We start from the raw sequence: 20,615 nt of genomic DNA, 5'->3' as shown, positions 1-20,615 counted from the left end.
GTCACGGCAACGTGCGACGAACGGGGCTGACGGTTCCCCGCCGCCGGTCTGCCCTGAGCGGGATCGCGGCTTTTTGAGCGCTTTTGCCACCCCGGCGCCGCATTGCATGCGCCTGAATAAGTCGCTCAACGGGCTTCACAATCCCGTCACGCTGCATGTAGTATGTCAGGACATGCTGCTTCGCAGCGTATATTGGAGGCCGGGAGCGTTACTTGAACGCACATGTCTCGCAAGGCAGTTGGCCGGTGTTGGTGCTGAATGCGGACTTCCGGCCGCTGAGTTACTACCCGCTGTCTCTCTGGTCGTGGCAGGACGCGATCAAGGCGGTGTTCCTCGACCGCGTCAACATCGTCGCCCACTACGATCAGGCGGTCCACAGTCCCACGCTGCAGATGCAGTTGCCGAGCGTCGTCTCGCTCAAATCCTTCGTTAAGCCGACCACCCATCCGGCCTTCACCCGGTTCAACGTCTTCCTGCGCGATCGTTTCGCCTGCCAATATTGCGGCTCGCCCGAAGACCTCACCTTCGATCACATCATCCCGCGCAGCAAAGGCGGCCAGACCACCTGGGAGAACGTGGTCGCGGCATGCTCGCCCTGTAACCTGCGCAAGGGCAATCTGACGCCGGCACAGGCCAAGATGTTTCCGCGCCAGAACGCGTTTGCCCCGACCGTGCACCAGCTGCACCGCAACGGCCGGCTGTTTCCGCCGAACTACCTGCACGACAGCTGGCTCGACTATCTTTACTGGGATACGGAGCTGGATCCGTAGGAGTCGAAGCCGGCGCCCTCGATCGCGTTGCTTGATATCACATCGCGAGAGGACACCGCACTCAACCCAGGCCGTCCAAAGACTCGCGAGCCCTGTAAAACAGCGCCGCGAGACATCGGCCGACATCGCTATCTCCGCGCCTGCTCCATTTCGATCTGATAGACGGAAATGCGGTCGATCTCGAATGCGACGCTCGTTGGCGATTCCGCGTCGACCTGACTGACGCCGGGAAAGAACTTCGATCCGATCGCGAGATTGACGATCATGTACATGGGATCGTCGAAGCCGATCGGCACCTCGATGTCGGACACCGGCTTGCGGTCGATGAAATAGACCAGGCGGTCCTCCTGCCACAGCACACCGTAATTGTGGAATGCGCTGGAGGCGTCGCCGACCGCGAAATCGAAGCCGCAGGACTGGATCTTCTGGGTCGCGGGAATCCGCCAATGCGTCGTCATCACGAGATCGCCCGGCCGCTCGCCGCGGCCTTCCAGCACGTCGACCTCCGGCGGCCAGCCGCCGTCGTCCGCCAGCATCCAGAACGCCGGCCATACCGCATGGCCGACCGGCACCTTGGCGCGAATTTCGAAGTAGCCGTGCTTCTGGGCGAACGTACCCTGGGTCGTCAGGATGCCCGAGATGTACTCGTTGTTGAACAGCACCGGTTTCAATTCCGGCGGCGTGCGGCTGGCGACGATCGACAGCACGCCGTCCTTCACCTTGAACGGATCGAGTCCGAGCGGCGCCGCCGCGCGCCCCGCATAGCGCGGATCGACATAGATCTGCTGCTCGCCATTGGCGCTGGTCTTGCGCTTGAAGTCGGAGCCGTCGCCGCCCCAATAGCGCGCCTCCGGCCAGGCCGCTCCGCCCGCATAATGCGGAACCCAGCGGCCGCTCGACAGCGGATGCTCGTCAAAATCCTCGCTGAACGTCCGGCGCAGCGGCAGGAACACCAGCGAGGCCGGATTGACCTCATCCAGCCGGCGACACGCGATGGTGGAAGGATCGGTCGTGACCTGCAGCGACATGCTCGCCGGCGCGCCATCGAGCTCGTCCCGGGCAGGGCACGGCGCAGCCAGCACGCCGAGGCCGATCGCAACCAGAGCGCCCCTCGTCCAAAGGTCGATCATCACCGCACCCGACGATGCCACGACATGCGCGCAGGTTAGCTCAGCCGTCTTCGCGCAGGCAACCGCAGCATCCAACGCCGGCGGGCGATTTGGAAAGCACTTCTCCCGCTTTCCCACCGCCTCGAGGTTGGCGAGGCTATCCCCGCTGCAGGGCTAGCGTCACGCCGCCGAGCGTGAGCGCCATCGCCGTCCATTCGCGCCAGCCCAGCGGCTCGCCGAGAATGATCGCGGCGGAGACCACGCCGATCACGGGCACGATCAGCATGCCGGTCGAGGCTGTGGTCGGCGGCAGACGGCGCAGTGTCTCGAACCAGGTGACGTAGCAGACGCCCATCGGCACCAGTGTCATGTAGACGAAGCAGCCGAGCCCCAGCGGGCTGATCGCGGTGACGTCGGGACGCTCGAACAGCATGCCGAGAACCAGCATCGTGCCGCAGCCGAGCCCGACCTGCCAGGCAACGACGACCAGCGGCGGCATCGGCAGCGGCTTGCGGTTGAGCACGTTGCCGAGCGCGAACAGGATGGCGCAGAGCAGCGCCAGCGTGATCCCGACCAGCTTGTCGGGGCCGAACGTGAAGCCGTTGCCGCTCAGGAGCAGCGTGACGCCGGCAATACCGAGGACGAGCCCGAAGATGTCCCGCAGGCCCGGCCGCGCGTGCAGCACCGGCCAGGCGAACAGCATCGCCCAGATCGGCATGGTGTAGGCGAGCAGAGCGCCTTCGCTCACCGTCACATATTTCATCGCGACCGTGCCGAGCCCCATCCAGGCAAAGACATTGGTGAAGGTCGCGAACACCAGCCGCGGGATGGCCTCGCGCGGAACGGCGAACGACTCCTTCCGGCTCAGCACCAGAGTACCGAGAATGAGCGAGGCGCAGACGCCCGCAAGCCCGCGCGCGAACAGAGGCGGCCATTGCTGGAGCAGCAGCTTCATCAGCGGCCAGTTCAACGCCCAGCCGAAGGCCGTCACGCAGAGGCAGAGAGAGCCGATCGTCCTGTCGCGTCGTGCCGGGTCCATCACCAGCGCTTAGCAGCCAGGCGCGGCCCGCTCCACCTCGGCTGGCGCATGCGGGCCATCACGGTGCGGGGAACCTGAGGCCGCCCTGCCCGTTCAGAGTCAACGCCAGGCGCACTCGCATGCACGTTCCGCGAACGCGTCGTCGGCCGCAAATCGAAACAGGGGAAGACCCATGCCCGCAACCGAGAGCGATCACGTCTACAAGATCCTGGACCTCGTCGGATCGTCCGAGACCTCGATCGAGGACGCGATCAAGAACGCGATCAGCCGCGCCGCCAAGACCGTTCGCGAGATGAAATGGTTCGAGGTGGTGCAGACCCGCGGCCACATCGAGAACGGTGCCGTACGTCATTACCAGGTGACGCTGCGCGTCGGCTTCACGCTGGAGGGATGACGGCGGGCGCATCGCGGCGATCGGGCTCCACCCCGGATTTGTCGCCGGCGGTCCGACGGGATATGAGTCCGACCGGGCCGGACACCAGGCCCGCTCGCGAGTGCCGCCGTGACCGATGCCATCAAGCTCGTCCTTTTCGACATGGACAATGTCCTCTGCACCTACGACAGGCCGACGCGTGTCGCCTATCTGGCAGAGCTTGCGGGGACCAGCAGCGAGGCCGTCCACGCGGCGATCTGGGGCAGCGGATTCGAGCTGCTCGGCGATTCCGGAGCGCTCGCCGCCACCGACTATCTGCAAGGCTTTGGGACACGCATCGGCTATCCCCTCTCGCGCGCGGAGTGGGTGGAGGCGCGGCGCCGTTCAATGCGGGCGGACCGCGCGATGCTGGAGATTGTCGCCCGCTTGCGGCAGACCGTCGATGTCGCCGTCCTGACCAACAATACCACGCTGGTCGCCGACCACATCGACATGCTGCTGCCGGAGCTGCGTTCGCTGTTCGGCTCCCGTATCTACACCTCGGCCCAGTTCAAGACGGCCAAGCCGGACCCGGACTGCTATCGCCGCTGCCTGTCCGAGCTACAGGTGGCGCCCGGGGCCGTTCTCTTCATCGACGACCTCGCGCAGAATGTCGCCGGTGCGAAGGAAGCCGGTCTCCTGGCACATCAGCACACCACGCCAGAAGCTCTCAGGCAGGCACTCTCGAAGCACGGCCTGCTCGAGGCGTCCTGAGCGGACGCCGGGTCATTCAAGCTGCGCGCCGCGCCGCTCGGGGACAAGCGCGAGCAGCGCTACGACATCGAGCAGGTAGAGCAGCGCCAGAGCAGCGATCGCCGTCGGAAAGCCGTAGGACGCGCTGATCATGCCGACCACCAGCGGACCGAAACCGGCGACCGCGCGACCGATATTGAAGAACACGTTTTGCGCGGTCGCCCGCGAGGCGGTCGGATAGAGCTCGCTCATCAGCGCGCCATAGCCGCCGAGCATGCCGTTGACGAAGAAGCCCATCACGGCTCCGCCGACCAACAGCGCCGTTGCCGCGGTCAACTGCGAATAGACCGTCACCATGAAGGCCGCGCCCAGCATGTAGACCAGGAACGCAGGGCGTCGGCCGAAGCGATCGGCCGCATGACCAAACAGAAAGATGCCGAGCGCCATGCCGGCAATGGTGACGGAAGTCCAGATCGCCGATTGGGTGAGGCCATAGCCGAACCGCGTCGAGAGATAATTCGGCAGCCAGATCATGATGCCGTAATAGCCGAAATTCTGCACCGAACAGAGGATGACCATCGCCAGGCTGATTTTCGCCGTCTGTCTGTCGGCCACCAGCGCGCGAAGCGAGGCGATGGCGTCCGTCGTCGTGCCTCTCCGTGCCAGGAAGATGTCCGGCTCATGCAGCCTGCGTCGGATCACATAGGCAGCGAGAGCCGGAAACAAACCAAGCGCGAACATGCCGCGCCAGCCGATGAGGGGCAGGAGCAGCGGCGTCACCAGCGCCGCAGTGAGCACACCGAATTGCCAGCCGAGACCGACATAAGAGGTCGCTCGCGCCCGCTTGTCCGACGGCCAGGCCTCGGCGACCAGCGCCATGCCGATGCCGAATTCGCCGCCGAGCCCGACGCCTGCGATGGCTCGGTAGATCATGAGATCCCAATAGCCCTGAGCCAACGCGCATAGTCCGGTGAAGACCGCGAACAGAACGATGCTCCAGGTCAGGACGCGGACCCGCCCGAGCCGGTCAGACAACAGGCCGAATATGAAGCCGCCGAGCACCGCGCCGACCAGCGTTGCAGTCACCAGCGAGGCGGCCTGCGGCTGCGTCAGATGAAGATCTTTCGAAATCGCCGTCAGCATGAAACCAAGGATGAGAAGATCGAACCCATCCATGCCGTAGCCCAGCGCAGATCCCCACAGTGCCCTGCGCGCATCAGCGCCGACGTCAGTGCTTCGGCTCGAAAGCGGCTGCGCTTCAGCCGTGGTGAGACCGGCGTCCTGCATCTGGCTCCCGTTTTCCTCCCGGCACCGATCCCTTCGCCTGCCGGCGTCAGGCCAAATGACACGCCACGAAGTGCCCGCCCGCCCCTTCCTTCAGCACGGGCGCGCTTTCGGCGCAGCGCGGCTGGGCGATCGGACAGCGGGTGTGGAAATGGCAGCCGGACGGCGGCTTCATCGGACTCGGCACGTCACCCTTGAGGCGGATGCGCTCACGCTTGAGTTTTGGATCGGGCACCGGCACCGCCGACAGCAACGCCCTGGTGTAGGGATGCTGCGGATTGCGGTAGAGATCGCTGGCCTTCGCCAGCTCGACGATGCGGCCGAGATACATCACCGCGACGCGGTCGGAGATGTGCTCGACCACAGAGAGGTCGTGCGCGACAAAGAGATAGGTGAGGTTCAGCTCGGCCTGGAGATCTTCCAGCAGGTTGATGACCTGGGCCTGGATCGACACGTCGAGCGCGGAGACCGGCTCGTCGCAGACGATCAGCTTCGGCTCGACCGCGAGTGCCCGCGCGATCACGATGCGCTGGCGCTGACCGCCGGAGAACTCGTGCGGGTAGCGCCGCATGTGCTCGGCCTTGAGTCCGACCTTGACCAGCAGGCTAGCGACACGCTCTTCGCGCTCCTTGGCCGAGGATCCGAGTTTGTGGATGATCAGCGCCTCGCCGAGGATCGCACCGACCGTCATGCGCGGATTGAGCGAGGCGAACGGGTCCTGGAACACCAGCTGCATGTTCCGCCGCATCGCCCGCAGATCGTCGCCGCCAAGCTTGCGCACGTCCTGGCCGTCGAAAGTGACCTCGCCGTCGGTCGGCTCGATCAGGCGCAGCACGCAGCGCCCCGTGGTCGACTTGCCGCAACCGGATTCGCCGACGAGACCGAGCGTCTCGCCGCGATTGACCGAGAACGACACGCCGTCGACCGCATAGACGGTCCCGACCTGGCGCGACAACAGGCCGCCGAGCACGGGGAAATGTTTCTTCAGGCCGCTGACGCGCAGCAGGGGTTCGCTCATGACGCGCCTCCCAGGCTAGTATCTCCCAGATGACAGGCCATGCGATGGCCGGGTGCGATCTCGCGCAGCAGCGGCTCCTTCTCGGTGCAGACGTTCATGGCGAACTTGCAGCGCGGCGCAAAGCGGCAGCCGACCGGCGGGTTGATCAGGATCGGCACCGAGCCGCCGATCGCCTCGAGCCGCGTCTTGTGCTCGCTGTCGAGGTCGATGCGCGGGATCGAGCGGATCAACCCTTGCGTATAGGGATGGCGGGGATCGCCGAACAGCTCGTCGACGCCCGCCTCCTCGACCACCTTGCCGGCATACATCACGACGACGCGCTGCGCGGTCTCGGCGACGACGCCCATGGCATGGGTGATCAGCATCACCGCCATGCCGAAGCGCTCCTTCATGTCCTGCAGGAGGTCGAGGATCTGCGCCTGGATGGTGACGTCGAGCGCGGTGGTGGGCTCGTCGGCGATGATCAGCTTCGGCTTGCAGGCGAGCGCCATCGCGATCATCACGCGCTGGCGCATGCCGCCGGAGAACTGGTGCGGATAATTGTGCACGCGGCCTTCGGCGTTGGGGATCTGCACCAGCTTCAGCATCTCGATGGTGCGGTCGAGCGCCTGCTTCTTGGTCACGGCCTCGTGCCGGCGCAGGCTCTCGGCGATCTGTTCGCCGATAGTGAGCACCGGGTTGAGCGAGGTCATCGGCTCCTGGAAGATGAAGCCGATTTCCTTGGCCCTGATCTCGTCGAGCTGGTTGCTGGTCAGCGGCACCAGATCGCGGCCCTCGAAGATGATCTGCCCCGCCGCGATACGGCCCGGTGGCATTGCGATCAGCTTCAGGATCGACATCGCGGTGACGGTCTTGCCGCAGCCGGATTCGCCGACCACGCAGAGCGTCTCGCCCCGGTTGATGGAGATGTCGACACCGTCGACGGCCTGCAAAATGCCGTCGTCGGTGGAGAAATGGGTTTTCAGTCCTTTGATCTCGAGCAGCGGCGCCATCAGATCACCCGTCGCGCATCGAGCGCGTCACGCAGACCGTCGCCGATGAAGTTGATCGCGACCACCGCGATGAAGATCGCGCCGCCAGGAAACAGCGCCCAATGCGGGCCGATGTCGAGGAAGTCCTTGGCATCATACAGCAGCCGGCCCCAGGTCGGCGTATCCGGCGGGAAACCGAGGCCGAGGAAGGACAGTGTCGATTCCGCGATGATCGCGGCGGCAACGTCGATGGTGCCGGCGATGATCACCGGGCCGAGCGCATTGGGCAGGATATGCCGCACCACCTGCCGCACCGGGCTGGCGCCGAGCGCCCGCGCAGCCTCGACGAACTCCTTCTCGCGGATCGACAGGAACTGGGCGCGCACGAGCCTCGCGACCGGCATCCAGCGCAGGCCGCCGATCACCAGCACGATCAGGATGAAGATGCCGCCTTCGGGCCCGAACACCTGCTTCAGCCCGTCGCGGAACAGATAGATCAGCAGCAGCAGCAGCGGCAGCTGCGGCAGCGACAGGAACAGGTCGGTGAGCCACATCAAGCCGTGCCCGAGCGCACCGCGCGACATGCCGGCGAGCGCGCCGATCAGCGTGCCGATGAAGACCGAGACCAGCATCGCGGCGAGGCCGACCGCGAGCGAGATGCGGCCGCCATAGATCATGCGCGCCAGGATGTCCTGACCGAGATCGTCGGTGCCGAAGGGATGGGCGAGCGAGGGCCCTTGCAGGCCCGCGACGATGTCGATGTCGCTCATCTTCACACGCCAGAGGAAGGGCCCGAGCAAGACGGCCAGAATGAGAACAAGCAGCAAGAAGGCGCTGACCACGGCGAGCTTGTGGCGGCTATAGCGCCGCCACGTCTCGCGCCAGGGCGAATAGACGCGCCGCTCAGCGGAAGGAGATGCGAGGGTCAAGCCAGCCATACAGGATGTCCGCGATGAGATTGAACAGCACGACCAGGCACGCGAAGACGAAGGTGACGGCCATCACCACCGGCGTGTCGTTGGACAGGATCGAAGAGATCAGCAGCGAGCCGATGCCGGGGATGCGGAAGATCTGCTCGGTGACGATGGCGCCGCCGAACACCGCGGGGATCTGCAAGGCGATCAGCGTCACGACCGGGATCATGGCGTTGCGCATCACGTGCTTGACGATGACCTTGGCCTGGCCGAGGCCCTTGGCGCGCGCCGTGGTGACGTAGTCGAGCCGGATCACGTCCAGCATCGCCGAGCGCACGAAGCGCGTCATCGACGCCGCCTGGAACAGGCCTAGCACGGCCACCGGCATGATCGCCTGGCGGATCATTTCGAGCACCCAGCGGATGCCGGTCGCCTTGATGTCGGTGGTGTAGACGAACGGCAGCCAGTCCAGCGTGACCGAGAAGATCAGGATGAACAGGATGCCAGTGAAGAAGGTCGGCAGCGAGAAGCCGACGAAGGCGAGCGTGTTGGCGATCTGGTCGAACAGCGAGTACGGCTTGGTCGCGGCATATACGCCGACCGGGATCGCGATCAGCAGCGCGAGGATCTGCGCCGAGCCGATCACAAAGAGCGTGGTCGGCAGGCGCTGCAGGATCAGCTTGTCGACGTCCATCCGGCTGACGAAGGAGAAGCCCCAGTCGCCGTGCAGCATGGCGTTGAGCCAGTGGACGTAACGGAGGTAGATCGGGTCGTCGAGGCCGAACTTGGCCCGAAGTGCGGCCTGCACTTCGGGCGGGACGTTCGGGTTCGTCGCCAGTTCGGAGAAGGGATCGCCGGGCGCTAGCGCCAGCACGAAGAACAGCACGGCCGAGATTCCGAGCAGGCTCGGAATCGCGATCAGCAGGCGACGCAGGACATACTGACTCATGGGGAAATATCCCGATTACGCCCGCGTGATCACGCCTCCCGGTACCAGTCGAACAGGTTGTCGGTTTCGTTGGCCCAGCCGCTGATGATACAGACGAGGTTATTGGCTGCGGCTTCCACCTTGAGGCGATGCTGCACGGGGATGAACACGACCTCCTGGATCAGGAGGTCATTGGCCTTGATGTAGAGCTCGGCGCGCTTGATCGGGTCCATTTCGCCCTCCGCCGCTGCGATGATCGCATCATAGTCCTTGTTGACCCAGCGCGGATAATTCGTGCCCTGCCACTTGTTTTCCTTGGTCGCCACCCTGTCCGACGTGTAGCGGCGCATGTGCTGCGACGGATCCGGCTGGCTCATCGGGATCTGGAACATCTCCAGGTCCGCGTAGAACTTCGGATAGGTGTCGGGATTGCCGACGTCCGAGGAGAAGAACACCGAGGCGACGACTGATTTGAGTTCGACTTCGATGCCGGCCTTCTGGCAAGCCTGCTTGACGATGGCCTGGGTCTTCTGGCGCGGGCCGTTGATCGAGGTCTGGTACAGAAGCTTCAGCTTCTTGCCGTCCTTTTCGCGGATGCCGTCCGCGCCCGGCTTCCAGCCGGCGTCGTCGAGGAGTTTCGCCGCCTTCTCGACGTTGAATTCCCAGGTGTTGTTCTTGGACACGAACTTCTCGGGCCCGTTCAGGAAATTGGCGGTGGTGCGGCCGGCGCGGCCGTAGATCGCCTTCTTGACCGACTCGCGATCGACCAGCATCGCAAGCGCCTTGCGCACGGCCGGGTCGGAGAACAGCGGGTGCTTGGTCTTCATCGAGGAGCGCTCGCCATCGACCTCGGTATTGGGGTCGGTGAAATTGAGCGCGATGAACTCGGTGTCGCCGCCCACGGCGTAGACGGCCTTGCCCTTGCCGCCCTTCTCCAGGCGCAGCAGCACATCGTCTTCGACCTGGATGTTATAGCCGAAATCGTATTCGCCGGTCTGGATCACCGCGCGCGCGGCCGAAACGGCGTCGCCGCCGCCCTTCATTTCGAGCGTGTCGAAGTAGGGGCGGTTCGGCATGTGGTAATCGGGATTGATCACGCCGCGCACGAGATCGCCGGGCTTGAACTCCACGAATTTGTAGGGACCGGTGCCGACCGGCGACAGGTTGTTCGGAGCCTCGCGGGATTTGGCGCCTTTGTAGTCCGCAAAAAGATGCTTGGGGATGATGGTATTGGGAGCGCCGACGAAAGCATCGGCCCAGAAGGGCGTCGGCTTGTTGAAGACGATGCGCACCGTGAGATCGTCGATCTTCTCGACCTTGATGTCGCGGTAGGTGCCGATGGTGACGGCTGCGGTCGCGGGATCGCTGGCATATTCCCAGTTGAACACGACGTCGTCGGCGGAGAACGGCTTGCCGTCGTGCCATTTGACGCCGGGCTTGAGCTTCCAGGTCACCGATTTGCCGTCAGCGGCGAGCCCGCCATTCTGGAGCGAGGGAATCTCCGCCGCCAGAACCAGCTTCATGTTGCCTTCGGGATCCCAGGACGCGAGCGGTTCGTAGAACAGGCGCGAGCCGTCCTGGTCCTTGGTGCCGGTGGCGAAATGCGGATTGAGCAGGGTCGGGCCCTGCCACCACAGCAGCTTCAGCGCACCGCCGCCGCCACGCTTGGTCGGCTTGTAGGTCGAGGCGCCCGCGGCCATGGCGACGCCGCCGAGCGCGAGGATCTGGTTGGCGAGGGGCGCGGTGAGACCGACCGCGGCCATGCGCTTGATGAAGGCGCGGCGATCCATCCGCCCGTCCTTCACCTGACCGATCATCGAACGCAGTTCTTTATCCAGCATGGTTGTCCCCCGTCTGGTTCCCATCGTGATGAAGACGGTCGACAAGAGCGGCCGCCCAATTTGCTGGCAGTAGATGGCACACCGAATGGGGGGCGCGTCAACTGGGACCGTGTGTATGCAAACGGTCTTCTGGCTGTCTGTTGGGCAAAACCGTGTTCTGCAGCCCATCTGTTCGGCAATCCAGCATCAAAACATGCCGGATTGCACGCTGCACTGCGGAAAATTTGTTCGTGGGATCAGACGAAGTATCGAGGCGAAATTCTACGCCACGGACATGGTGAGCGGCGGCTCGACGTGATCCGGCAGCGGACAGACATACGGTGTCCTCGCCGTCCGCTTCTTCAGGTCGGCCTTCGCCGCCTTGATCAGCTCCGGATCCGTCAGCGCCTTGATGCCGAGACCGGCCATCGCCTTGGCCGCCTGCACCATGGCCTTGTGGGCGTGCGAACTCTTACCCTGCGCCACCACCTGCCAGGTGTGGAAGGGCGTGCCGATTGCAACTGTGGGTGCGTGCACCTGCACGGTCGGCACCACCCAGCTGACGTCGCCGACGTCGGTCGAACCGACCAGCGGGTTGCGCTTGGCATCGAGCGGCACCAGGAAATCGGCCAGCGGCCTATCCGTCGGCTCCATGCCGATCGCGTAGTAGACGGACGCGATGTCCTTGTCGCTCAGCGTCGCGCGGATCTGGCTGGCAAAGCTCTTGTCCGCGTCATCGAAATGCGGCGGCCCGAGCTCTTCCATGACCCGGTGCAGTGCCTGTTCCAGCGGCGCGTTCGGCAGGATGTTGGAGACCGCGGAAATGATCTTCATCTCCACCTTGGTCTCGGTCATCAGCGCCGCGCCCTCCGCGATCTTGCTCACGCGCCCGACCAGCTCGTTCATGCCGGGCAGATCACGCGCGCGGATCGAATAGCGCACCCGCGCATGGGCCTGCACCACGTTCGGCGCGATGCCGCCGGTATCGAGCAGCGCATAGTGGACGCGCGCGTCGCTCGGCATGTGCTCGCGCATGTAGTTCACGCCGACATTCATCAATTCCACCGCGTCGAGCGCGGAACGGCCGAGATGCGGCGAGGCCGCCGCATGCGAGGTGCGGCCGGTGAAGATGAAGTCCGCGCGCGTGTTGGCGAGCGAGGGCGTCACCGCGACTTCCCAGAAGCTGTGCGGATGCCAGGTGATGGCGATGTCGGCGTCCTCGAACGCGCCGGAACGCACCATGAAGGCCTTTGCGGCGCCGCCCTCTTCAGCCGGGCAGCCGTAATAGCGCACGCGGCCGGGCACCTTGTTCTCGGCGAGCCAATCCTTCATGGCGGTCGCGGCGAGCAGTGCGGCGGAACCGAGCAGGTTGTGACCGCAGCCATGACCATGGCCGCCGGTTTCGACGGGGCGATGCTCGGCGACACCCGCCTCCTGGCTGAGGCCCGGCAGCGCGTCGTATTCACCCATGAAGGCAATGACCGGACCGCCCTCGCCCCACTCCCCCATCACCGCGGTCGGAATGCCGGCGACGTTCTCGGTGACGCGGAAGCCCTGATGGCGCAGCTCGGCGAGGTGCTCGGCGGCGGACCGCGCCTCGGTGTAGCACACCTCCGGCATGCCCCAGACCCTGTCGCTGAGGTCGATGAAACGCGCCTTGATCGTGTCGACGCCACGCCAGATGTCGCTGCGGTTGTCCATGCTTGTCGTCCGTGATCCCTGGTCAAACGAAGCGACAATGGTTAGCAGCTTAGGTAGGAGCCGCCTAGCAGGGGCAGGGACACCAGCCATGCGGCCCAGCAGGGTCTCACGGCGCGGTCCAAGGCGACTGGCCGCACACACCACCGCACCACTACATTCTCGGCCTCGACAGCGCGTCTTTACTGACAAACAGGAGACGCCGGCGGAAGGCCGTCGGGCTCTCTGCAACCAGCACCCCCTTCAGAGATTGTAGACCGCCTGCAAAGAAGGGCTCCCGAAGCTCATTGCCGTGAACCTCGGTCCACTCCGGTATCTGCAATCCGTACACGCGCGCAAGGTGCTCCGCCACTGCCGCTGCATAGGCGTCGTGTACAGGGTCGATCGATGCAGGTCGTTCTTCGATGGCCTGCTGGCGCGCGTGCGGGTTCATGTAGAACCAATCGAGAAATTCGCGAAGCGACGGGTCGAACTTCTGCTCGCCAGCTCGTACGCGGCGAACGACATCACTTAGCGTCGCGGGCTTCTTGCTGAACAGGCTCATGACTGGCTCGCCGGAGGCGTGTGATCGTCTTCCGTTCCATTTTCGAGATTTGAGAAAATCTCCTCGAGACCTAACCGGGTCTTGGGTTCAAGCATATTCTGCGGATAGAATTTTTCGACCAATGTCAGTGCATCCCGGCTGTTCTTGACGCCTATCGCGCGTGCGAGGAGCTTGATGTCGTCGATGTCCGAGTTCGTTTCCACACCGCCGACACGCATCGCCCGGCATTTCATGGCAAACAAGTATTCCGGTCTGGCGGTGTAGACGCGGAGGCCTGGCTGATCCTCGGTGGGGTAGGTCTTAAATAGGGCCTTCACGTCTGGATCCGCGTCTCTCTTGCTCAACCACCCCTTCACTCCGTCGTTCAACCAGTTCTCGTCCCAGCCGAACTCCTCCGCCATCTCGACCGCAAGCCTCTTGATGAAATCCTTGTTGCCTTCGAACACCGCGTCGACGTCCCCGGTGTTGATCTGCCGGTTCAAGGTCAGTAGGAGGGCCGATCCGCCATAGATTACGATTTCGACGGTACGGCCTGCGGCGTAGGCCCGGCGGCCAAGCTCGGTCAGCGCATTTTCCAGAGTCAACCGATCGAAATTCTTGTCATCGCTCATGGCTTGTTCCACAGATGAGGAACGATACGCCTGCCACATGGGACCGACAATGTCTTTTCGAGCGAGCGCCGAGACTTACCAGGTGCGCCTGCTCCAGAATTTCTGCATTTCGCGGCCGGTCCACGCACGGCGGTCTTTAAAGAGAGACGTTCGCGGCATAGATTGTCTCTGATTTCACGCGGCACTTCTCGCGCTAGAGGCATGTCAAGCGCCAAGAGAAAGACCAGGAGAACTCCATGTCCACCCTGACCGAATGGAGAGTGCCGCCGGCCAATCAGCCGCGTGCGAGCGACTACGGTTTCGACCTCGACCGCGCGCTCGGATCCGTCGTCGGCCTGCACGCCATCATCCCTCCGGACGCCTTCAGCGCCGAGACGCTGGGCACCGAACGCGCCGGCAACGGCGTCGTGATCGACGACGGGCTGGTGCTCACCATCGGCTATCTCATCACCGAGGCGGAATCGGTGTGGCTGCACCGCGCCGACGGGCGGGTGGTCGAAGGGCATGCGCTCGGCTTCGATTCCGTCACCGGCTTCGGCCTGGTACAGGCTCTCGGTAAGCTCGACGTCGAGCCGCTGCCGCTCGGCAATTCGGCGGAGACCCGGGTCGGCGACCGCGTCGTGGTCGGCGGCGCCGGCGGCCGCACGCGCTCGGTCGCGAGCCAGATCGTGGCCAAGCAGGAATTCGCCGGCTATTGGGAATATCTACTGGACGAGGCCATCTTCACCTATCCCGCGCATCCGAACTGGGGCGGCACGGCACTGCTCAATGAGCGCGGCGAGCTGATCGGCATCGGCTCGCTTCAGCTCGACCGCGAACGCGACGGCAAGGCCGAGCACGTCAACATGGTCGTGCCGATCGACCTCTTGAAGCCGATCCTGGACGACTTGCGCAAGTTCGGCCGCGTCAACAAGCCGGCGCGGCCCTGGCTCGGGCTGTTCTCGACCGAGATCGATAACCGCGTGGTGGTGATCGGAATCTCCACCAACGGCCCCGCCGCCCGTGCCGAGCTCAAGACCGGCGACGTCATCCTCGCCGTCAACGGCGACAAGGTCACGAGCCAGACCCAATTCTACAAGAAGATGTGGGCCCTCGGCGCCGCCGGCGTCGACGTGCCGCTGACCGTGCACCACCACGGCGTCACCTTCGACGTCACGGTGACCTCGACCGACCGCTTCAAGCTTCTGAAGGCGCCGAAGCTGCATTGATCCCAAGCTCGAGGAAGCCGCGATGAGCGAGGACGTGATCGACGACATCGTGGCCGTGCTGCCGCCGCTGCTGAACGCGCTGGAGGCGCTTGGGTTCTTCCAGCGGAATCTGCATCCGCCGGCCTTTGCCTCCGTCATGAGCGCAGTCGGCACACCGGACGAGGCGCTGCGGGCGGCGCGGGTATCGACCGGGGATTGGCCGGAGCAGTTCGCGGACTTGCGCGCACGACTGGATCGGACCTGCGACGAGACGCTCGCCGCCTTTGCCGGCATCCGCGAGGTCGAGCGCGGCAACGGCGATCTGGTCGCGGTTTTCCGTGCGCTGCGCCATCTTCCGCGCGCGCAGGAGGCGCTTTATCCGCTGTCGCAGCAGTTTCCACCGGTGAGCAGCTTCTTCCTCAACGCCGCCAATCGCGACAATGCGGATCTGTTGTCGCGGCTCGAAGCCGGCGCCAGCGAAGATACCGGCATCTTCCACGATCACAACGAACCCGGCAGCCGCGGCGGCTTCTCGGTCTATGTGCCCGAATATTACACGCCAGGTCACGCCATGCCGCTGGTGATGGCGCTGCATGGCGGCAGCGGCAACGGCCGCGGCTTTCTGTGGAGCTGGCTGCGCGACGCCCGCAGCCTTGGTGCGATCCTGGTGGCGCCGACCGCGACCGGCCCGACCTGGGCGTTGATGGGCGATGATGCCGATACGCCCAATCTCATGCGCATCCTCGAGAGCGTGCGCGGCCGCTGGACTATCGACGCCTCACGCATGCTGCTGACCGGCATGAGCGACGGCGGCACCTTCTGTTACGTGAGCGGGCTCGACGGCGCCTCGCCCTTCACGCATCTTGCGCCTGTTGCGGCGACGTTCCATCCGCTGATGGCGGAGATGGCCGACGCCACGCGCTTGCAGGGGCTGCCGATCTTCATCACCCACGGCAAGCTCGACTGGATGTTTCCGGTGCAGACCGCGCGCCAGACGCAGGCGGCGCTCGCGGCCGCCGGCGCCGACGTCATTTATCGCGAGATCGACGGCCTCAGCCACACCTATCCGCGCGAGATCAATGCGGAGCTGGTGCGGTGGCTGAATGGAAAATGAACAACCTGTCCTTAGATGCGCCGCATGGCCGCGGAACCATCGTGCCGCGCCGACGTTATCGGCGCGTCACCGGAGGTTCGCTATGAGGACGTTTTTTGGAATGATTTTGGGCGCGCTGCTTCTTGCCGGCGGCGTCTACGTCTATGACTCCATGCAGACCTCATCCGTCGCCAATGGCGAGGTCGCAACCAGCAATCGCACCATCGTGAACTGGGACGTCGCGAAGGCGGATTGGGATGCGCTGCGCGATCGCGCGCACAAGGACTGGGTCCGGATCTCGTCGAAGTAACGACGCGGTATCATGAACAAGGCGCCGTCGCGAACTCCGCGGCGGCGCCTTTGTGTCGGCTGCGGTCAACGCTGCGCGTATCAGTTCATCTTGGCCTTGCGGGCATCGGCGATGACCTGCTCGAACTCGGCCATGCTGAGCACGCCGGGAACGCGGTACTTGCCGACGATGAAGGCCGGGGTGCCGCGGAAGCCGAAGGCTTCGGCCTGCTCGTTGTTGCGCTTGAGGAGCGCATCGATGTCGCTGCCATGACCGGCAAGATCGCGCTTCAGGCGATCCATGTCGACGCCGGCGGCCGCCAGCAATTCGTTGATGCGGGGCTCGGTCAGGCGCGAGCTGACGCCCATCATGGCGTCATGGGCCTGATGATATTTGTCCTGGAACTTCGCCGCGAGCGCGGTTCGCGCCGCCGTGACCGAGACCGGCCCGAGGATCGGCCAGTCCTTCATCACCAGCCGCACCTTGCCGTCGTCCTGGACGACCTGGCGCAGCTCGGGCTCGAGCTTGCGGCAATAGGGGCAATTGTAGTCGGACCATTCGACGATGGTGATGTTGCCGTTGGGATTGCCGGCGACGGGCGTGTCGGGATCGCGCAGCACCTTGGCTTCGGTCAGCACTTCATCGTCGCCGGGGGCGGCCAGCACCACGGTGATCCCGCCCGCCGCGAAAGCGCCCGCCCCGATCAGCGTCAACGCTGCGCGCCGCGTCGGCATGAGGCCCTTATCCTTAAGTCCAGCCATATCTCGTCCCATTTCGGCCCCATCCTCCCGAATACGGTTCGGGACCGGGAATTGTTACTGGTCATATAGAGTGTCGCGGCGGCGATGTCATCGCACCAGCAGCGTAACCGCCAAGGGGACCAGGAACGAGGTCACCAAAGCGTTCAGGCTCATGGCGATACCGGAGAAGACGCCGGCGATCTCGTCGACCTGGAAGGCGCGCGCGGTCCCGATACCATGCGCGGCAAGGCCCGCCGCGAATCCACGCGCCCGGTAATCGGTGACGCCGGTGCGGTCCATCAGCGGCGTCACGATGATGGCGCCCATGATGCCGGTGAGGATCACCGCCACCGCCGTGAGCGAAGGATCGGCATGCATGGATTCGGCGATCCCCATGGCAACGCCGGCGGTGACCGATTTCGGCGCCAGCGACAGCACGACGTCGCGGGGAAGGCCGGCGAGCTCGGCCAGCAGCACCACCGACACCACGGCCGTGACCGATCCCGCGAGCAGCGCCACCAGCATCGGCACGATGGAGGTGACCACGCGCTTGCGGTTCTCGTACAGCGGCACGGCGAGCGCGACGGTGGCGGGCCCCAGCAGGAAGTGCACGAACTGCGCGCCGGCGAAATAGGTCGTGTAGGAGGTGCCGGTCATCAGCAGGAACGCACCGATGATCCACATCGCATGCAGCACGGGATTGGCCAGCGGATGGCGCCGCGTCGCCAGCGACACCGCGTCCGTGGTCGCATAGACCAGCAGCGTCACGGTCAGCCACAGCAGCGGAGACTGCGAGAGATAGACCCAGAGCGAGAATGGATTGTCCTTCATCGCGCATCCTGTTGCCGCAACAGGCGGCTGACGAGGCGAAAGGTCAGCACCGTCGCCAGCAGCGTGACGATCACCGACAGCGCGAGCACCAGGACGATCGCGATGCCGTGGGACGCGAGCAGATCGAGCTTCTGCACGACGCCGACGCCGGCCGGGACGAACAGCAGCGACAGATGCGCGAGCAGGCCCTTGCTTGCCGTCTCGACGCCGGCGTTGCGCAGCGGTCCGCACGCGAGCAACGCGAAACGATCGCGAGCGAGGAGGAGCACCAGGAGCAGCAGCAGGCCGAGCACCGGTCCCGGCAACGGCAGGCCGAGGCCGCGCACGACGGCTTCGCCGATCAACTGGCACAGCAGGATGAGGCCGAGACTCGCAAGCATGATCTTCGCATCAAGGGATGCGTCGACAGGCTTGTCAATCGCAGCCCTGCGTGGGAGGCGCGCGGCACACGCTAGGCAGCATTGCGAGGCAGCATCGCCATCAGCGTCGCGGTCATGGTGGCGATCAAACCCGTCTTGCCTTCGTGTTCGGCAAACGCTCTGGCCTCACAGAAGGTGAGCGTGCGGCCGGGCTTGACGACCTCGGCCTTGAACACGAACCGCCTGCCGCGGGCGGGGGCGAGCAGCGTGGTCTTGAACTCGACGGTGAGGATGTCGGCCTCGCGCGGCATCAGGCTGAAGGCGGCGACGCCGCAGGCGTTGTCGAGACCTGCGGTAATGATGCCGGCATGGATGAAGCCGTTCTGCTGCGTGAAGGCGGCCGAATGCGGCATCGCCAGCTCGACCGCGCCGGGGGCGAGATCGACGATCGAAATGCCCAGCGTGCCCATCGCCGGCTGGGCGGCGAACATCGCGGTGGCGGCGGTGCGGTAATCCGGATTTTTCGGCTGGAACGCGGACATGACCTGCACCCTCGGCCGGCATGGGGAGCGGGCTCGGGAAACTCTCGCGGTTGCGCCCTTCGGCGATTGATACGGTAGCGTATCAAGGCATTCCCGCGTTAGCAATACGGCACCGTATCAAGAATCGGAGAGCTCGCTTCATGAGCGACGGCAAGGGCGATGTATGGGTCGAGGCGGGGTTTGCCGAGCTCGCCCGCTCGGGAGTCGAGGGTGTCAGGGTCGAGGTGCTCGCCAAGAATCTCGGCGTCACCAAGGGCGGCTTCTACCGCCGCTTCGCCGACCGCGCCGCGCTGCTCGATGCCATGCTGCAGCGCTGGCGCGAGGGGCGTGCCGCATCGATCGCACAGCAGACGCGCCTCGACGGCCAGGAGCCCCGCGAACGGCTGAAGGCGGTGATCCAGCTCTATTCGGAGCGGCTCAATCCGGAAGCCATGGCGATCGAGCTCGCGATCCGGCAATGGGCCCGCTCGGACGAGAATGCCGCATCGGCGGTGGCGGGCGTCGATGCAGCGCGGCTCAAGCACGTCGCCGAGCTCTATCGCGCCACCGGACTTGCGGCCGAGGAGGCCGAGGCGCAGGCCTTCCTGTTCTACTGCTTCATCTTCGGCCAGAGCCTCTTGTTCGTCGAGCGCGGTCCGCGCAAGCGATCGCAGCTGGTGGCGAAATCGGCGGAGAAATTACTCGATTAGACGAGATGGCCGGAGCGTTGCTCCGGCCATCGTATCAATTCGAGGCTCAGGCGGCGCCCTTCAGCTTCTTGGTGCATTCGCTGTAATAGCCGCCGCCCTTCTGGATCCACTTCAGACCGCCATTGCCGTTGGTGGTCTTGTTGGCGTTGTATTGGTCGACGCAGGTATGCATCCGAGCCTTGCCGGGAGTTTCCTTGGCGTATTTCGGATCGACCGCGTTCGGATAGATCGCAGGCCCGGCCGGCAGGGCAGGTGCGGCAGCCGGGGCCGCCTCCTTCTTCGCCTGCTTCGGCTCGGCGGGAGCTGCGGGCGCAGCTGCGGTCGGCGCAGCAGCCGCTGGCGCGGCGGCCGGCGTTGCGTCCGCGCCGCACTGGGCCTTGCGGAAGTCATTCCACTTCATGGTGCCGAGCGAGCCGTCCTTCTTGGCCGCCTGGTACTTCGCGCTGCACTCCTGCGAGGTCAGCGCCTGCGCCGGCGCCGACGCCGCGAGCGCAGCAAATCCCGACAACGCGATCGCGCACAGCAGTTTCGATTGGATGGTCATCCCTTGGGTCTCCTCCTTGGTCTTCCCCCGACGGGGAAGTGAAACGAGAATTGCTATCCTAGCGTGCCGGCCGCTCGCGACAAGAAAGCGATCGCCTCTGCCGCCAAAATATAGTGAGCGCCTCGTTCGTATTTATTCATGTCGCGTTCAGCAAGGCGAGCCGAGGTTCGCAGCCCTTCGCAATCTCGCAAAGAGCGCAACACCATGACCCTCGCCTCTCGCCTCGCCGCCGTCGTCCTCGCCTCGCTGCTCGCCAGCGGCGCCGCCTTCGCGCAGACCGCCGCGCCGGCGGCCAAGACCGATACGGCGACCACCATCGACAAGAAGGCAACGAAGGAGCGTACGGCCGAGTCGATCGAGTGCTCCAAGCAGGCGGACGCCAAGGGGCTGAAGGGCAAGGAGCGCAAGAAATTCCGTCGCGAGTGCAAGAAGGAAGCGAGGGCCGGTACCGCCGCGCCCGCCGCCCCTGCCGCCGACAAGAAGTAATCCCCTCGCGGGTCCTCCGCGCGCGTCACCGGGAGCCGCGCGCA

The 20,615-nt window shown here is 64.9% G+C and carries 24 protein-coding genes; 8 read left to right on the top strand and 16 right to left on the bottom strand.

The window, feature by feature from the left end; all coding sequences use genetic code 11:
• The first annotated feature begins 212 nt into the window (after window positions 1-212).
• Entirely contained in the window at window positions 213-770 is a 558-nt protein-coding gene (locus UNPF46_RS18400; RefSeq protein WP_028134115.1) for an HNH endonuclease, read from the top strand.
• A 128-nt stretch (window positions 771-898) separates the two neighbouring features.
• Here the strand turns inward: UNPF46_RS18400 and UNPF46_RS18395 are convergent, their stop codons facing one another.
• Window positions 899-1,900 (bottom strand): glycoside hydrolase family 16 protein, encoded by a 1,002-nt coding sequence (locus UNPF46_RS18395; RefSeq protein WP_142250936.1) that lies wholly within the window; start codon window positions 1,898-1,900, stop codon window positions 899-901.
• Window positions 1,901-2,036: 136 nt separating this feature from the next.
• Window positions 2,037-2,918, bottom strand: coding sequence for a DMT family transporter (locus tag UNPF46_RS18390; RefSeq protein WP_142250935.1), 882 nt, complete (start codon window positions 2,916-2,918; stop codon window positions 2,037-2,039).
• 172 nt (window positions 2,919-3,090) lie between these two features.
• Between UNPF46_RS18390 and UNPF46_RS18385 the strand changes: the two genes are divergently transcribed.
• Together UNPF46_RS18385 and UNPF46_RS18380 are read left to right on the top strand one after the other, a co-directional pair.
• Window positions 3,091-3,312 (top strand): dodecin, encoded by a 222-nt coding sequence (locus tag UNPF46_RS18385; RefSeq protein ID WP_035711602.1) that lies wholly within the window; start codon window positions 3,091-3,093, stop codon window positions 3,310-3,312.
• Between the two features lie 108 nt (window positions 3,313-3,420).
• Entirely contained in the window at window positions 3,421-4,044 is a 624-nt protein-coding gene (locus UNPF46_RS18380; RefSeq protein WP_246668690.1) for an HAD family hydrolase, read from the top strand.
• A gap of 12 nt (window positions 4,045-4,056) precedes the next feature.
• Here UNPF46_RS18380 and UNPF46_RS18375 read toward each other — a convergent pair whose 3' ends face one another.
• The 9 genes from UNPF46_RS18375 to UNPF46_RS18335 form a co-directional block, all read right to left on the bottom strand.
• Entirely contained in the window at window positions 4,057-5,310 is a 1,254-nt protein-coding gene (locus UNPF46_RS18375; RefSeq protein ID WP_246668689.1) for an MFS transporter, read from the bottom strand.
• Between the two features lie 46 nt (window positions 5,311-5,356).
• Entirely contained in the window at window positions 5,357-6,325 is a 969-nt protein-coding gene (locus UNPF46_RS18370; RefSeq protein WP_100177876.1) for an ABC transporter ATP-binding protein, read from the bottom strand.
• Window positions 6,322-7,317 carry an ABC transporter ATP-binding protein gene (locus UNPF46_RS18365; protein WP_100177877.1) on the bottom strand — a complete coding sequence of 332 codons (996 nt, stop codon included), beginning with the start codon at window positions 7,315-7,317 and terminating at the stop codon, window positions 6,322-6,324. Before UNPF46_RS18365 ends, UNPF46_RS18370 begins: the two co-directional genes overlap by 4 nt.
• Window positions 7,317-8,234, bottom strand: coding sequence for an ABC transporter permease (locus UNPF46_RS18360; protein WP_063197783.1), 918 nt, complete (start codon window positions 8,232-8,234; stop codon window positions 7,317-7,319). Before UNPF46_RS18360 ends, UNPF46_RS18365 begins: the two co-directional genes overlap by 1 nt.
• Window positions 8,200-9,159: an ABC transporter permease gene (locus UNPF46_RS18355; protein WP_100177878.1), complete on the bottom strand. Its 960-nt coding sequence runs from the start codon at window positions 9,157-9,159 to the stop codon at window positions 8,200-8,202. Before UNPF46_RS18355 ends, UNPF46_RS18360 begins: the two co-directional genes overlap by 35 nt.
• Window positions 9,160-9,188: 29 nt before the next feature.
• Complete coding sequence (locus UNPF46_RS18350; protein WP_142250934.1) at window positions 9,189-10,979, bottom strand: peptide ABC transporter substrate-binding protein; 1,791 nt, start codon at window positions 10,977-10,979, stop codon at window positions 9,189-9,191.
• A gap of 261 nt (window positions 10,980-11,240) precedes the next feature.
• Window positions 11,241-12,659, bottom strand: a complete 1,419-nt coding sequence (locus UNPF46_RS18345; RefSeq protein ID WP_100177880.1) for a M20 family metallopeptidase — start codon at window positions 12,657-12,659, stop codon at window positions 11,241-11,243.
• Window positions 12,660-12,810: 151 nt separating this feature from the next.
• Window positions 12,811-13,200, bottom strand: coding sequence for a hypothetical protein (locus UNPF46_RS18340; RefSeq protein WP_028134102.1), 390 nt, complete (start codon window positions 13,198-13,200; stop codon window positions 12,811-12,813).
• Window positions 13,197-13,811, bottom strand: coding sequence for a hypothetical protein (locus UNPF46_RS18335; RefSeq protein ID WP_142250933.1), 615 nt, complete (start codon window positions 13,809-13,811; stop codon window positions 13,197-13,199). The genes UNPF46_RS18340 and UNPF46_RS18335 overlap by 4 nt, the downstream gene beginning before the upstream one ends.
• 236 nt (window positions 13,812-14,047) lie before the next feature.
• On the opposite strand from UNPF46_RS18335, the gene UNPF46_RS18330 reads away from it, so the two are divergent.
• The 3 genes from UNPF46_RS18330 (at window position 14,048) to UNPF46_RS18320 (ending at window position 16,401) form a co-directional block, all read left to right on the top strand.
• Window positions 14,048-15,019 (top strand): S1C family serine protease, encoded by a 972-nt coding sequence (locus UNPF46_RS18330; RefSeq protein ID WP_142250932.1) that lies wholly within the window; start codon window positions 14,048-14,050, stop codon window positions 15,017-15,019.
• Between the two features lie 22 nt (window positions 15,020-15,041).
• A complete protein-coding gene (locus tag UNPF46_RS18325) occupies window positions 15,042-16,112 on the top strand; it encodes an alpha/beta hydrolase (protein ID WP_142250931.1) in 1,071 nt (356 codons plus the stop codon).
• 82 nt (window positions 16,113-16,194) lie between these two features.
• Complete coding sequence (locus tag UNPF46_RS18320; RefSeq protein ID WP_008142940.1) at window positions 16,195-16,401, top strand: hypothetical protein; 207 nt, start codon at window positions 16,195-16,197, stop codon at window positions 16,399-16,401.
• A gap of 80 nt (window positions 16,402-16,481) precedes the next feature.
• On the opposite strand, the gene UNPF46_RS18315 is transcribed toward UNPF46_RS18320, so the two are convergent.
• The 4 genes from UNPF46_RS18315 to UNPF46_RS18300 all read right to left on the bottom strand — a co-directional run bounded on the left by UNPF46_RS18315 (window position 16,482) and on the right by UNPF46_RS18300 (window position 18,852).
• A complete protein-coding gene (locus tag UNPF46_RS18315; RefSeq protein ID WP_181769999.1) occupies window positions 16,482-17,141 on the bottom strand; it encodes a DsbA family protein in 660 nt (219 codons plus the stop codon).
• A gap of 87 nt (window positions 17,142-17,228) precedes the next feature.
• A complete protein-coding gene (locus UNPF46_RS18310) occupies window positions 17,229-17,951 on the bottom strand; it encodes an LrgB family protein (RefSeq protein WP_142250929.1) in 723 nt (240 codons plus the stop codon).
• Window positions 17,948-18,331 (bottom strand): CidA/LrgA family protein, encoded by a 384-nt coding sequence (locus UNPF46_RS18305; RefSeq protein WP_100177886.1) that lies wholly within the window; start codon window positions 18,329-18,331, stop codon window positions 17,948-17,950. Before UNPF46_RS18305 ends, UNPF46_RS18310 begins: the two co-directional genes overlap by 4 nt.
• A 71-nt stretch (window positions 18,332-18,402) precedes the next feature.
• Window positions 18,403-18,852, bottom strand: a complete 450-nt coding sequence (locus UNPF46_RS18300; RefSeq protein ID WP_142250928.1) for a PaaI family thioesterase — start codon at window positions 18,850-18,852, stop codon at window positions 18,403-18,405.
• Between the two features lie 140 nt (window positions 18,853-18,992).
• On the opposite strand from UNPF46_RS18300, the gene UNPF46_RS18295 reads away from it, so the two are divergent.
• Window positions 18,993-19,541 carry a TetR/AcrR family transcriptional regulator gene (locus tag UNPF46_RS18295; RefSeq protein WP_142250927.1) on the top strand — a complete coding sequence of 183 codons (549 nt, stop codon included), beginning with the start codon at window positions 18,993-18,995 and terminating at the stop codon, window positions 19,539-19,541.
• Between the two features lie 46 nt (window positions 19,542-19,587).
• Here UNPF46_RS18295 and UNPF46_RS18290 read toward each other — a convergent pair whose 3' ends face one another.
• Window positions 19,588-20,085: a hypothetical protein gene (locus UNPF46_RS18290; RefSeq protein WP_142250926.1), complete on the bottom strand. Its 498-nt coding sequence runs from the start codon at window positions 20,083-20,085 to the stop codon at window positions 19,588-19,590.
• 204 nt (window positions 20,086-20,289) lie between these two features.
• Here UNPF46_RS18290 and UNPF46_RS18285 point away from each other — a divergent pair, with 204 nt between their 5' ends.
• Window positions 20,290-20,571, top strand: coding sequence for a PsiF family protein (locus tag UNPF46_RS18285; protein WP_142250925.1), 282 nt, complete (start codon window positions 20,290-20,292; stop codon window positions 20,569-20,571).
• Window positions 20,572-20,615: the final 44 nt, after the last annotated feature.

The sequence above is a fragment of the Bradyrhizobium sp. UNPF46 genome (assembly GCF_006658625.1).
Taxonomy (GTDB): domain Bacteria; phylum Pseudomonadota; class Alphaproteobacteria; order Rhizobiales; family Xanthobacteraceae; genus Bradyrhizobium; species Bradyrhizobium nitroreducens.
Note: the sequence above shows the minus strand (reverse complement) of the source record. Positions and strands in the feature narration are given on the sequence as shown.